Origin of the sequence: Gordonia sp. IEGM753 (assembly GCF_050321825.1) — a bacterium.
Lineage (GTDB): Bacteria > Pseudomonadota > Gammaproteobacteria > Pseudomonadales > Pseudomonadaceae > Aquipseudomonas.
Genome location: NZ_JBNQGB010000001.1, coordinates 1,220,958 through 1,233,258, shown reverse-complemented (window position 1 = coordinate 1,233,258; position 12,301 = coordinate 1,220,958). Strand labels below are relative to the sequence as shown.

General features: G+C 57.0%; 11 protein-coding genes and 3 tRNA genes. 7 read left to right on the top strand and 7 right to left on the bottom strand.

Annotation, left to right across the window (positions count from 1 at the left end; translation table 11 throughout):
- The first annotated feature begins 232 nt into the window (after window positions 1-232).
- Complete coding sequence (locus ACQR3R_RS05715; RefSeq protein ID WP_428271040.1) at window positions 233-517, top strand: hypothetical protein; 285 nt, start codon at window positions 233-235, stop codon at window positions 515-517.
- 402 nt (window positions 518-919) lie between these two features.
- On the opposite strand, the gene ACQR3R_RS05710 is transcribed toward ACQR3R_RS05715, so the two are convergent.
- The 7 genes from ACQR3R_RS05710 to ACQR3R_RS05680 all read right to left on the bottom strand — a co-directional run bounded on the left by ACQR3R_RS05710 (window position 920) and on the right by ACQR3R_RS05680 (window position 5,045).
- Window positions 920-1,006: transfer RNA gene (locus ACQR3R_RS05710), tRNA-Leu, on the bottom strand.
- A 162-nt stretch (window positions 1,007-1,168) separates the two neighbouring features.
- A tRNA-Cys gene (locus tag ACQR3R_RS05705) sits at window positions 1,169-1,242 on the bottom strand.
- Between the two features lie 45 nt (window positions 1,243-1,287).
- Window positions 1,288-1,363, bottom strand: a tRNA-Gly gene (locus ACQR3R_RS05700).
- A 63-nt stretch (window positions 1,364-1,426) separates the two neighbouring features.
- Window positions 1,427-1,987: a CDP-diacylglycerol--glycerol-3-phosphate 3-phosphatidyltransferase gene (gene pgsA / locus ACQR3R_RS05695; RefSeq protein WP_428271039.1), complete on the bottom strand. Its 561-nt coding sequence runs from the start codon at window positions 1,985-1,987 to the stop codon at window positions 1,427-1,429.
- Between the two features lie 32 nt (window positions 1,988-2,019).
- Window positions 2,020-3,843: an excinuclease ABC subunit UvrC gene (gene uvrC / locus ACQR3R_RS05690; RefSeq protein ID WP_428271038.1), complete on the bottom strand. Its 1,824-nt coding sequence runs from the start codon at window positions 3,841-3,843 to the stop codon at window positions 2,020-2,022.
- 2 nt (window positions 3,844-3,845) lie between these two features.
- The gene (gene gacA, locus ACQR3R_RS05685) at window positions 3,846-4,487 is read right to left on the bottom strand and encodes a response regulator transcription factor GacA (RefSeq protein WP_047529704.1); all 642 of its coding nucleotides are present in this window, start codon (window positions 4,485-4,487) and stop codon (window positions 3,846-3,848) included.
- A 126-nt stretch (window positions 4,488-4,613) separates the two neighbouring features.
- On the bottom strand, window positions 4,614-5,045 hold the full coding sequence (locus tag ACQR3R_RS05680) for a GNAT family N-acetyltransferase (protein WP_428271037.1): 432 nt from the start codon (window positions 5,043-5,045) through the stop codon (window positions 4,614-4,616).
- A gap of 637 nt (window positions 5,046-5,682) precedes the next feature.
- Here ACQR3R_RS05680 and ACQR3R_RS05675 point away from each other — a divergent pair.
- The 6 genes from ACQR3R_RS05675 to ACQR3R_RS05650 all read left to right on the top strand — a co-directional run bounded on the left by ACQR3R_RS05675 (window position 5,683) and on the right by ACQR3R_RS05650 (window position 12,300).
- Window positions 5,683-6,756, top strand: coding sequence for a 3-deoxy-7-phosphoheptulonate synthase (locus tag ACQR3R_RS05675; RefSeq protein ID WP_428271036.1), 1,074 nt, complete (start codon window positions 5,683-5,685; stop codon window positions 6,754-6,756).
- Window positions 6,757-6,979: 223 nt separating this feature from the next.
- Window positions 6,980-7,849 (top strand): alpha/beta fold hydrolase, encoded by an 870-nt coding sequence (locus ACQR3R_RS05670; RefSeq protein WP_428271035.1) that lies wholly within the window; start codon window positions 6,980-6,982, stop codon window positions 7,847-7,849.
- Window positions 7,850-7,931: 82 nt separating this feature from the next.
- The gene (locus ACQR3R_RS05665; protein WP_028622714.1) at window positions 7,932-8,213 is read left to right on the top strand and encodes a peptidylprolyl isomerase; all 282 of its coding nucleotides are present in this window, start codon (window positions 7,932-7,934) and stop codon (window positions 8,211-8,213) included.
- A 171-nt stretch (window positions 8,214-8,384) separates the two neighbouring features.
- Window positions 8,385-10,217 carry an ABC transporter substrate-binding protein gene (locus tag ACQR3R_RS05660; protein ID WP_428271034.1) on the top strand — a complete coding sequence of 611 codons (1,833 nt, stop codon included), beginning with the start codon at window positions 8,385-8,387 and terminating at the stop codon, window positions 10,215-10,217.
- Complete coding sequence (locus tag ACQR3R_RS05655; protein WP_428271033.1) at window positions 10,217-11,278, top strand: microcin C ABC transporter permease YejB; 1,062 nt, start codon at window positions 10,217-10,219, stop codon at window positions 11,276-11,278. The genes ACQR3R_RS05660 and ACQR3R_RS05655 overlap by 1 nt, the downstream gene beginning before the upstream one ends.
- Window positions 11,278-12,300 carry a microcin C ABC transporter permease gene (locus ACQR3R_RS05650; protein WP_428271032.1) on the top strand — a complete coding sequence of 341 codons (1,023 nt, stop codon included), beginning with the start codon at window positions 11,278-11,280 and terminating at the stop codon, window positions 12,298-12,300. The genes ACQR3R_RS05655 and ACQR3R_RS05650 overlap by 1 nt, the downstream gene beginning before the upstream one ends.
- Window position 12,301 lies beyond the last annotated feature (1 nt).

The window sequence follows — 12,301 nt, the reverse complement described above, 5'->3', positions numbered from 1 at the left end:
CCTTGCCTGACTGATTGTCGTCACATTCCGAAACCAGCCCGATGCGCTGGTTTTCTTTTTTGCGACATACCTTTCACAAGACATTCACAAGCCGCGCCCTACTGTGGACCCACTCCTTAGATGAATCCCTTAGCCCGCCCGCATGCGGGCTTTTTTTTTGCCACACGCACCCTTAGCGAACGTCCGCGCCATGTAAAGGTCAAAACCTTACACGTCAAACAGGAGACGTCTGATGGTTACTCACTTTAAAGTCAGCGGGCACCTTGCCTGCGGTCACAAGGGTAAAAGCCTGGTTTCAACGACTGAACTGACCCGCGTGAAGTGCCGAAGCTGCCGCAATACCGATGCTTTCAAAGATGCACGCAAAGACCAGCGCAACGCAGCGCGCCGGGCCGCGCGCAAAGCTAAAGTCACGCATACCGCCAATGACTGGCGCGCAGCCTGGGTTGAACGGCTCACCGCCATAGCCGGTTTGCAAAGACTGCCCCGCGGCTTTACCGGCCAACCGTTCGTTTAAGCTGATCGCAGTTAAATCGCCGGCAGATGATCTAGAACGCAGCTGCCGGCGATTCCCGCTGACCCGCACCAACCGCATCAATTGAATTATTTAGCCCGCTTCAATAGCGCGAAATCCCTCCGATTTCACCGATTTGTCATCTACTGAAAACAATTATCGAGCAGGCCAAACTTGCAGGCCATGGTGGGTGCTTAGGAGAGACTCGCGCTGTTTCATGGGCGTCTTCGTCCAAATCAATGTGAGATTGAGGTACTCAACGGGACGAAGCGACGCAATGAGCGATCCTGCCCGGGGGCGAATCGTCCATGATGATGACTAACTACGGCGGCTTAACTAGAACGAGTAAGCCAGAAACAAACAAGGGCTTGCATCAGCTTTCGCCCGCAAACCCTTGTTTTAGATTGGTGCCCGAAGCCGGAATCGAACCGGCACGCCCTTACGAGCGGGGGATTTTAAGTCCCATGCGTCTACCAATTTCGCCATTCGGGCGGTAGCGCGTTGTTGCTGTCTGCCTTGTTCAGCAGAGGTGGAAATATATACATCCCTCCCCCATGAAGCAAGATCGCAAACCTGTTTTTGAAGACTAAATCTTGCAGTCAGACTGCAATAAAAAAGCTCCGTAAATCATAGATCTACGGAGCTTGTTTATAGTGGAGGCCGAGGTCGGAATCGAACCGGCGTAGGTGGATTTGCAATCCACTGCATAACCATTTTGCTACTCGGCCTCAAACATTTGCTGTCAGTAGCACAACAACAAATGCGTACAAACTTGGAGCGGGAAACGAGACTCGAACTCGCGACCCCGACCTTGGCAAGGTCGTGCTCTACCAACTGAGCTATTCCCGCGTCTTGGTGTGGCGCATTCTATAGAATCCAGATGCCCCGTCAACCCCTTGATTCAAAAAAGTTTTATTTCTTTTCAACGTCGGTCTTCAGATGCGGCCACGCTGCCCGCAAGTACTGGACCATCGACCACAACGTCAGGCCCGCCGAGATCAGCAACAAGGCATAACCCACCAATACCCAGAAAGTGAAGTCTGACGGATTGGCCAGCAAAATCACCAATGCCAGCATCTGTGCTGCAGTTTTCCACTTACCCAGGTTGGATACGGCGACGTGCGCACGCGCACCGAGTTCGGCCATCCACTCGCGCAATGCCGAAACGACAATCTCGCGACCGATGATCACGGCGGCCGGTAGCGTGAGCCACAGGTTGCCGTGTTCTTGCACCAGCAACACAAGCGCGACCGCCACCATCAACTTGTCGGCAACGGGGTCAAGGAATGCCCCGAATGGCGTGCTTTGTTCCAGGCGGCGCGCCAGGTAACCATCCAGCCAGTCCGTGGCGGCGGCAAAGGCGAACACCGAAGCGGAAGCCATGTAGCTCCACTGATACGGCAGGTAGAACAGTAAAATGAAGATCGGAATGAGCAGGACGCGTAGAACGGTAATCAGATTAGGGATATTCATCGGCACAACTGGCTACGAGGTGAAAAGGCATTCTACTCGCTGTGCAGATTTGCATAAATCAACTCTGCGAGCTTTTTACTGATCCCGGGTGCTTTGGCGATCTCTTCGATGCTGGCACGAGACAGCTCCTGCAATCCACCAAAATGTTTCAACAAATCGCGGCGGCGAGTAGGGCCTACCCCGGCAACACCTTCAAGGGTCGACGTGCGGCGGGTTTTGCCACGACGCGCGCGGTGCCCGGTAATTGCAAAACGGTGAGCTTCGTCACGGATTTGCTGAATCAAATGCAGCGCGGGGGAATCGCCGCGCAAGGTGAATTCATGGGCGGCGTCGTTGAGGTACAAGGTTTCGAAACCGGCCTTGCGCGTTGCACCTTTGGCCACCCCGAGCAAAATGAGGTCGGGTACCGCCAATTCGTTAAGCACATCACGCGCCATGGACAACTGACCTTTACCACCGTCCACCAATAAGATGTCCGGCAGTTTGCCCTCCCCGTCCTTAAGCTTGCTGAAGCGTCGGGTCAAGGCCTGGTGCATTGCGGCGTAATCATCGCCCGGGGTGACGCCTTCGATGTTGTAGCGACGATAATCGGACTTGATCGGGCCTTCAGGGCCGAACACCACGCACGACGCGACGGTGGCTTCGCCGCTGGAGTGACTGATGTCGTAGCACTCGAGGCGCTGTGGTGGCTCGTCAAGCTTGAGCACCTCTGCCAAGGCATCGAAACGTGCCGCAACGTGTTGACGGTTAGCCAGGCGAGCGCTCAGCGCTTGTTCGGCATTGGTCACCGCCAATTGTTGCCAGCGCGCTCGCGTACCACGAACCCGATGGCTGATGCTTAACTCGCGACCGCGCAGCTCTTCCAGGGCTGCGATCAGCGTCGGGAAATCTTCATGAACCACGTTGACGATCAATTCGCTCGGCAGGTCGCGTTCGGGACTGCTGATGAAGTAGTGGCCCAAAAACGCCGCCATCACCTCCGAGACGTCTTCGTCGATACCCACTTGAGGAAAAAAATTCTTGCTGCCCAGCACTCGACCGCCACGCACACTGATCAGATGAACACAGGCACCGCCCGGATTGACGAAGGCTGCGATCACGTCGACATCGCCCGTACCGCCCTCCATGCTTTGCTGGTCTTGTACCCGGCGCAACAGCGAGATCTGGTCACGCAGTTCAGCAGCACGTTCAAACTCGAGGTTGATCGCCGCTTCTTCCATGCCGGTCGACAATTCATCTGTCAGCGCATTGCTGCGCCCCTCGAGGAACATCACCGAGTGACGAACGTCTTCGGCATAGACTTCGGGCTCGACCAGCCCCACACAAGGTGCCTTGCAACGTTTGATCTGGTATTGCAGGCAAGGCCGGGTGCGATTCTTGTAGTAGCTGTCTTCGCACTGGCGCACGAAAAAGGTTTTTTGCAACAGGCTCAGGCTTTCACGGATCGCGCCAGCGCTGGGATAAGGACCAAAATACTTGCCCTTGGCCTTCTTCGCGCCGCGATGGATGCTTAAACGCGGAAACTCGCCGTCGGAGAGAAACACATACGGATAGGACTTATCGTCGCGCATCAGGATGTTGTACGGCGGACGCCATTCCTTGATCAGCGTCTGCTCAAGCAACAAGGCTTCGGTTTCATTGGCCGTAATCGTTGTTTCGACCTGGGCAATCCGCGCCACCAGCGCAGCGGTCTTGGGGGCCAGGCCGGTTTTGCGAAAGTAACTGGACAGGCGACTCTTGAGATTCTTGGCCTTGCCGACGTAAAGCAGCCGCGCATCGATGTCGAACATGCGATACACACCGGGGCGACCACTGACTGTCGACAGAAACGCGCTTGGATCGAAAACTTCAGTCATTTTCAGAGGCTGGCATCAACCATGCCGTGACGAACCGCCAACAGCGTCAACTCGACATCACTGCTGATCGAGAGCTTCTCGAATATGCGATAACGGTAGGTGTTCACGGTTTTCGGCGACAGGCAAAGTTTGTCGGAAATAATCTGGACCTTTTGGCAGCCAACAATCATCAGTGCGATCTGGATTTCACGCTCGGACAAGGCGTCGAAGGGTGAATCGTTGGTCGGCTGAAATGATTTGATCGCCAATTGCTGAGCTATCTGTGGGCTGATATAGCGCTGCCCTGCAAATACCAGGCGAATGGCCTGGACCATTTCGGGCAGCCCGGCACCTTTGGTCAGGTAACCGGCGGCACCCGCTTGCAGCAACCGTGTAGGAAACGGGTCGTCCTCACACACAGTGACCGCGACAACCTTGATATCCGGATGACTGCGCAGCAGTTTGCGCGTGGCTTCAAGACCGCCGATACCGGGCATCTTGACGTCCATCAGGACCACATCAGGTTTCAGCTCTCGCGCCTTGAGCAGGGATTCTTCCCCTGACTCAGCCTGGCCAACTACTTGGAGGCCATCGATGTCAGCCAGCATTCGTGTAATGCCTGTACGAACGAGATCATGGTCATCGACTACTAGCACCCTAATCAAGCAGACACCTCGCGATATGGTCTTATGGGTTGCCGGACACCTTAGCAAAAAGCAACTGGCAGACCTAGCGGCAAGCGTCATATAAAAAGTTTCAATACATCTTGAAAGGCTTGCCCTATGCGTGTTTCAGCGATGCCGGCGGTCGATATCGTGCTGCATTCTCAGGAAACACTGATCCTGCCCGACCACTGCGAGGCCTTTTCTCTTATAGAGCGCTTGCGCAGGGTTATTTTCAAAAACGGTCAAGCGCAATGCGGGGCATCGTTGCGTGCGCGCCATGGCCAATACCTGATCGATTGCCCAGGATCCCGCGCCCTGCCCCTGAAACGCCTCAACCACGTGCAATTCTCGAATGTATAGCGCTTTGGCGTCGCGACTCAGGCTGACATACCCCAGCACGTTATGGTCGCGGACGATCAGCCAGCTTTCACGCCCGTTCCAGGCCACATCAAACGCCTCGTCTTGCCATAACAAGTCGTGCTGGAGGTAATAACGCAACATCGTGCGACGCGTCAGCTCCCGCGCGAACACCAGATCCCGGGAGGTCGCGGGACGCATTTCAAATACCATCTGGCCCTTCCTTATCGACGCAGCCGTTTGCAACTGCAAAGTGTGTCACAACCATTCACGCTGGCCAGCAATAGAAACCGCGCTGATGCCCGATAGTATTTTCTGATTGAAACCGCCTACCGCCCTCTAGTAAGCTCGGCGCATCCATCGGAGACACACCATGCTCAACACCCGTCCTCAGCTTGATACCGCTAGCGCAATGCGCTCGGTTGCAGCTGCCCGGGTGAATGATGTTTGTGCGCCGGTCAGCTTTTATTTTGGGTATTGGTTTAGCCACTGGCGCGCCTGATACCCACACGGCGCCCACTTTAAACGGGTCGCCACCAGAGAATTCTCAACCCCCGGTCGGCCTCCCGACCGGGGGTTTTGTTTTTTTCGGGCCCCTACATTTTTTGCAACATCAGACACTTTGAGGATTTATCACATGAACTACGCCACTTATTACCGTTACGACAGTTTTACCGCCTGGCGATTTACCAGCCCCCGCTCGGGACAGCCTGCCGCCTCCGATCGGTCACCCACAGGTTGCAAGCACACACACGTAGCCAACCCGGCCAATTGTCGAACACCCCAGTAGGGCCGAGCGCGCGGGAACATACCCGCCGCCAGCCCAGGAAACCTGAATATGAACGCCTCCGCCACCGCTTTGCCACTGTCCACCCTGAGTCCTGCCAATGAAGCGCTGACCTTGCGCCTGCCCAGCTCATTGCAACTCAAACAGCAACTCCCTCTCAGCAACGCCCTAACCCGGCAAGTCGCCGCCCATCGTGATGCAGTGCGGGCGATCCTCAACGGTGAAGACTCCCGTTTGCTGGTCATCGTCGGCCCTTGCTCGATTCACGACCCAAAATCCGCACTCGAATACGCCGCCCATCTCGCCCGACTCGCCGCCGACGTGAGCGATGAAATGCTGTTGGTGATGCGGGCCTACGTAGAAAAGCCGCGCACAACCGTCGGCTGGAAAGGCCTGGCCTACGATCCGCACCTGGATGGCAGCGATGACATGGCGGCGGGCCTGACCCTGTCCCGCGAGCTGATGCGTGAAATGCTCAGCCTTGGTTTACCGATCGCCACAGAACTGCTGCAGCCAATCGCCGCCGGTTACTTCGACGACCTGCTCAGTTGGGTGGCCATTGGCGCGCGCACCACTGAATCGCAGATCCACCGGGAAATGGCCAGCGGCCTCGGCATACCGGTCGGCTTCAAGAACGGCACCGATGGCGGGATGGGTGTCGCCAGCGATGCGATGCGCTCAGCGGCTCACCCTCACCGCCACTTTGGCGTCGATAGCCTGGGGCATCCGGCAATCATTCAGACCTCGGGCAACCCGGATACACACGTCGTGTTGCGCGGAGGCCATCGCGGACCGAACTTCGACCGGGCCAGTGTCGCTCAGGTCAATGCAGACCTGACCAAACTGAACATCCCGACAAGGATCATGGTCGACTGCAGCCACGCCAACAGCGGCAAAGATCCCTTGCGCCAACCTGCCGTGTTTGACGATGTGCTTGAGCAACGGCTGCAAGGTGATCGATCGCTGATCGGGATGATGATCGAAAGCCACCTGGTCGAAGGTTGCCAGGCATTGAGCCCGGCACTGCAATACGGGGTGTCGATTACTGACGGCTGCCTCGGCTGGTCCGCCACTGAGCACTTGCTGCGCCAGGCGGCAGACCGACTTTGCGCGCAACAGCACTAAGCACTGACGCGGCGTCGGAGGTAGCGCTCTGCTTTGCCAGGTGCCACCTCCGAAAGACGTCGACGTACTAAATTTACTGAGCGTATCGCCTAACGATTCGTCGTACCTTTTCTATTCCGTTTTCATCATGTTACAGCGGCTTTTTCATACATCTGGCAAACATCAGAGTGTTTTAGAGTGAGGAACAAACACACTCCTGAAACCACGCGCAGAAGGTATGAACATGCAACGGAATGCAACCACTGAGTATCCGATCCTGCTGGTCCATGGGCTCTTCGGCTTTGACCGAATCGGCAAGATCGAGCTCTTTCATGACGTTAAACATGCCCTGAGAATTGCCGGTGCGAGGGTATTCATCCCGCACCTTTCCGCCACTCACAGCAATGAAGCTCGCGGCGAACAGCTTCTGGCACAGGTCGAGCGCGTGCTGGACGGCACCGGCGCAGGCAAAGTGAATGTGATCGGACACAGCCAGGGCGCACTGGCAGCTCGGTATGCTGCGGCCATCGCGCCGCAACTGATTGCTTCCGTGACCTCTGTCAGCGGTCCCAACCACGGTTCGGAGCTGGCCGACTTTCTGCGCAAGGCGCTGACGCCTGGACGTTTGCCGGAGAAAGTCGCAGAAGCGGTCGCGACTTCGTTCGCCGAATTCCTGTCGTTGCTCAGCGGTCACCGTAGCCTGCCGCAAAACGCCGTGGCTGCATTAAACGCCCTCACCACCGAAGGCGTCGGCGCCTTCAACAACAAATACCCGCAAGGATTGCCCAAAACCTGGGGCGGCAAAGGACCCGACTTGGTCAACGGTGTGCGCTACTACTCCTGGAGCGGCATCCTGGGAAACGTGCTTGAGGAAGGGCTGGACCCGCTACAGGCTTTCTCTCGGGCCTTCTCACAGTACTTCTCCATCGAGTCTGATCAGAACGACGGCATGGTCGGCCGATTCAGCTCACACCTCGGCAAGGTGATTCGCTCCGATTATCCGCTGGATCATCTGCAAACCCTCATTCAGACCACTGGTTGCGTGCGCAAAGGCATCGCCCCCATCGACCTTTATGTACAGCATGCGCAGCGCTTGAGAAATGCAGGCCTGTAATGCGGCGGAACTTTGGGAAGAAATAGGCTACTGAATCCGGTAGGCTTCGCACTTTACTGAACATTGATTGGAGATTTTCACCATGGCTAAAGCCACTGCCCGTCACATCCTTGTTGCGTCCGAAGACAAGTGCAACGAACTGAAGACCCAAATCGAGGGCGGCGCTGATTTCGCCGAAGTTGCCAAAGCCAACTCCACTTGCCCTTCCAGCCGTCAGGGCGGCGACCTGGGTTCCTTCGGCCCAGGCCAGATGGTCAAGGAATTCGACACCGTCGTCTTCAGCGCACCGATCAACGTGGTGCAAGGCCCGGTCAAGACCCAGTTCGGTTATCACCTGCTGGAAGTGACCAGCCGCCAGGACTGATCAGCACCTGAGTTTCAAGCATAACGGCCCGCCTATAGGTGGGCCGTTGTGTTTTGGGGATGTGATACGGCTGGCGAGGGACGCGCCGGTAGAGTACAAATTGCGGATATCGATCACCCGGCTCTAAGGCTGACAATGCGACTGGCTTTCCCTTCTTTATTGTTCACTGCCGTGGCTCTGCTGTTGAGCGCCGCTGGTGTGAACGCTGAACCGCAACATGCGTTGACCGTGTACGGCGAACCGGCGAAATATCCTGCCGGCTTCAGTCACTTCGCCTACACCAACCCGCAAGCGCCCAAGGGCGGCACGATGCGCCGTTCGGCGATTGAAATCGGCCACTTCGACCACGTCCTCCCCTACATCGACAAAGGCATCGGCGTGTCGCAGGTCGACGGTTTGATCTATTCGCCGTTGGCTCAGCGCTCACAGGATGAGCCCTACACGGTATACGGGCTGGTAGCTCAGACAATGGAGCGCTCCGAGGACGGCCTGTCGTTGCGCTTTTATCTGAACCCCAAAGCACGTTTTGCCGATGGCAAACCGATCACCGCCGACGATGTGCGCTACACCTTCGATTTGCTGATGACTCAAGGCAGCCTGCGCTATCGCACCCAATTCGCCGACGTTAAAGGCGTGGTGGTGGAATCACCGCTTACGGTTCGATTCGACTTCAAAAGCAACGAGAATCGCGCCTTGCCGCTGGACATCGCCACATTGCCGGTGTTTCCGGAACATTGGTGGAAAACCCGGGATTTCGCCGGAGGTGGCGGTTACGAGGCGCCGCTGGGTAGCGGCCCGTATAGCGTGAGCAAAGTCGACTCCGGACGCAGCATCACGTTCGAGCGCAACCCGGATTGGTGGGGCAAAGACCTGCCGGTCAGTCGCGGGCTCTACAATTTTGACCACTTCAGCATCGAATATTTCGGCGATACCGATGTGGCGCGACAAGTGCTGCGCGGCGGTGCTTATGACTACAACCGGGAATTTTCTGCCACGGGCTACTCCATTGGCTATGAAAGCCCTGCGCTAAGCGACGGTCGCCTGCAAAAGGCTCATCTGGCCCGAGAAGCACCACAAGCGGCTCAAGGTTTTGTGTTCAATTTGCAGAATCCATTGTTCCAGGACCGGCGCGTACGCCAGGCGTTGGCAATGCTGTGGGACTTTGAATGGAGCAACCGGCAGATGATGCGCAACCTGTATATCCGCCAGCAGAGCTTTTTTTCCAATACCGACCTCGCCGCCCGCAACCTGCCGGATGCTGCGGAGCTGGTAATCCTTGAACCGTTGCGCGGCCAGGTCCCGGACGAAGTCTTTACCAAAGTCTTTGAAGCGCCCAAAACCGATGGCAGTGGCGTGATCCGCGATAAACAGCTGCAAGCCTTGCAGTTGCTCGAGCAGGCTGGATGGAAACCTGAAGGCGACACATTGGTGAATGCCGAAGGCGACCCACTGAGTTTCACCTTCCTCGTCACTCAAAACGGACTGGATCGCTTGCTGCTGCCGTACAAGCGCACGCTGAAACAGATCGGCATCGACCTGAATATTCGCCGCATCGACTCCTCGCAATACGTCAACCGCCTGATGAGCCGCGACTACGACATGATCATCACCGGTTACCCGGTGAGCACATCGCCAGGCAACGAACTTTACAACTACTTCGGCTCGGCAGCCGCCAACGATCCCGGCTCGAACAACTACATGGTGTTGAAAAATCCGGCGGTCGACGCACTGGTACACGGTTTGGTACGCGCCACGACTCAAGCTGACATGTTGCACTACGCGCATGCCCTGGACCGGGTGCTGCAATGGAATTACTACTGGATCCCCAACTATTACCCGCCGGGCAGTTCAACCGTGTGGTGGAACCGTTTCGGCATTCCCAGCGTGCAAGCGGCCAATGACGAAGCCATCGAGAGCTGGTGGGAAGTGAGCCCCACGCCACTGACCAATCAACAGATGACTGCCGAATTGATCAAACGCGGCAGACCCGGAGGGCCGCACTGATGTGGGCTTACATACTGCGGCGTTTGCTGCTGATCATTCCGACGCTGGTGATCATCTTGCTGGTCAATTTTGTGATCGTCCAGGCGGCACCCGGTGGCCCGGTGGAACAGGCGATTGCACACCTGCAAGGCATCGGCGGCGCCAGTGTCGGCGGCGGCTCGGGCGAGGTCATCAGCGGCAGTTCACGGGCCAGTCGCGGCCTGGACCCGCAACTGATCAAAGAAATCGAAAAACAGTATGGCTTTGATAAACCCGCGCCAGAGCGCTTGTGGCTGATGCTCAAGAGCTATGCACGGCTGGACTTCGGCAAAAGCTTTTTCCGGGGCGCCACCGTCACCGACCTGATCCTGGAAAAAATGCCGGTCACCATTTCCCTGGGGCTTTGGGCGACGCTGATTACCTATCTGGTGTCGATCCCGCTGGGTATCCGCAAAGCGGTGCACCACGGCAGTCATTTCGATATCTGGAGCAGCACCGCGATTATCATCGGCTACGCGATGCCCGCGTTCCTGTTTGCGATGTTCTTGATTGTGGTGTTCGCCGGCGGCACTTCGCTGAACTGGCTCCCCGTTCGCGGGCTGGTTTCCGACAACTTCGAATCGCTGTCGACCGTCGGCAAAATTGCCGACTACTTCTGGCACCTGGTGCTGCCGGTAACGTCGCTGGTGATTGGTGGTTTCGCGACATTGACCATCCTCACCAAAAACTCTTTTCTCAACGAAATCACCCGCCAGTACGTGGTTACTGCCCGCGCCAAAGGCATGAGCGAACGCCGGGTGCTGTATGGCCACGTGTTTCGTAACGCCATGCTGCTGGTGGTGTCGGGGATCCCCCAAGCGTTCATCAGCGTGTTTTTTGCCGGTTCGCTGCTGATCGAGGTGATCTTCTCCCTCGATGGCCTCGGGCGCATGAGCTATGAGGCGGCGGTATCAAGGGATTACCCGGTGGTGTTTGGTTCGCTGTTTATCTTCACCCTGTTTGGCCTCTTGATAAAACTCGTCGGTGACCTGTGCTACACCCTCGTTGACCCACGCATCGACTTCGCCGCGAGGAATGCCTGATGTTCAAGCTTTCGCCGTTGGCACGCCGCCGTTTTGACCGGTTCAAGAAAAACCGCCGTGGCTGGTGGTCGCTGTGGTTATTCATCGGCCTGTTTTTGCTGACCCTGGGCGGCGAACTGATTGCCAATGACAAGCCATTGGTGCTCAGCTACAACGGCTCGCTGTACTTCCCGGCGTTCAAGCGCTACACCGAACAGGCGTTCGGCGGCCAACTGCCCTTCCAGGCCGATTACCGCAGCGATTACGTGCAAAAGCTGATTCAGAAAGACGGCGGCTGGATGCTCTTCCCGCCCATTCCATTCAGCGACGACACACCGAACTATGACCTCAATCAACCGGCACCGAGCCCGCCCTCGAAGGTCAATTGGCTGGGCACCGATGACCAGGCACGAGACGTCTTGGCGCGGGTTATTTTTGGTGCTCGGGTGTCCATTCTGTTTGCGCTGATGCTGACGTTTGTCAGCGCCCTGATCGGCATCGCCGCAGGCGCCCTGCAAGGCTATTACGGGGGTTGGGTCGATTTGATTGGCCAGCGCTTGCTGGAAGTCTGGTCGGGACTGCCGGTGCTTTACCTGCTGATTATCCTGTCGGGGTTCGTCGAGCCTAATTTCTGGTGGTTGCTGGGCATCATGGCCTTGTTTTCGTGGCTGGCACTGGTGGACGTGGTGCGCGCCGAGTTCTTGCGCGGGCGCAACCTGGAATACGTCAAGGCTGCCCGTGCACTGGGCCTCACCGACCGCAAAGTGATCGTGCGGCACATCCTGCCCAACGCGATGAACGCAACACTGAGCTACCTGCCGTTCATTCTGACCGGGGCGATTTCCACGCTCACGGCCCTGGATTTCCTGGGTTTCGGCATGCCCGCCGGCAGCGCATCGCTCGGCGAACTGATCGGCCAGGGCAAACAAAACCTGCAAGCACCCTGGCTGGGGCTGACGGCGTTTTTTACCTTGGCGCTGATCCTTTCTTTATTGGTGTTCATCGGGGAGGCATTACGTGATGCGTTTGATCCCAGGTCTTGAT

What these genes read in the sequence shown, in the direction of transcription:
- ACQR3R_RS05665 (WP_028622714.1), top strand. Translation starts at nt 7,932, where the DNA reads ATGGCTAAAGCCACTGCCCGTCACATCCTTGTTGCGTCCGAAGACAAG.
- ACQR3R_RS05715 (WP_428271040.1), top strand. Translation starts at nt 233, where the DNA reads ATGGTTACTCACTTTAAAGTCAGCGGGCACCTTGCCTGCGGTCACAAG.
- ACQR3R_RS05650 (WP_428271032.1), top strand. Translation starts at nt 11,278, where the DNA reads ATGTTCAAGCTTTCGCCGTTGGCACGCCGCCGTTTTGACCGGTTCAAG.
- ACQR3R_RS05655 (WP_428271033.1), top strand. Translation starts at nt 10,217, where the DNA reads ATGTGGGCTTACATACTGCGGCGTTTGCTGCTGATCATTCCGACGCTG.
- uvrC (WP_428271038.1), bottom strand. Translation starts at nt 3,843, where the DNA reads ATGACTGAAGTTTTCGATCCAAGCGCGTTTCTGTCGACAGTCAGTGGT.
- ACQR3R_RS05675 (WP_428271036.1), top strand. Translation starts at nt 5,683, where the DNA reads ATGAACGCCTCCGCCACCGCTTTGCCACTGTCCACCCTGAGTCCTGCC.
- ACQR3R_RS05680 (WP_428271037.1), bottom strand. Translation starts at nt 5,045, where the DNA reads ATGCGTCCCGCGACCTCCCGGGATCTGGTGTTCGCGCGGGAGCTGACG.
- pgsA (WP_428271039.1), bottom strand. Translation starts at nt 1,987, where the DNA reads ATGAATATCCCTAATCTGATTACCGTTCTACGCGTCCTGCTCATTCCG.
- ACQR3R_RS05670 (WP_428271035.1), top strand. Translation starts at nt 6,980, where the DNA reads ATGCAACGGAATGCAACCACTGAGTATCCGATCCTGCTGGTCCATGGG.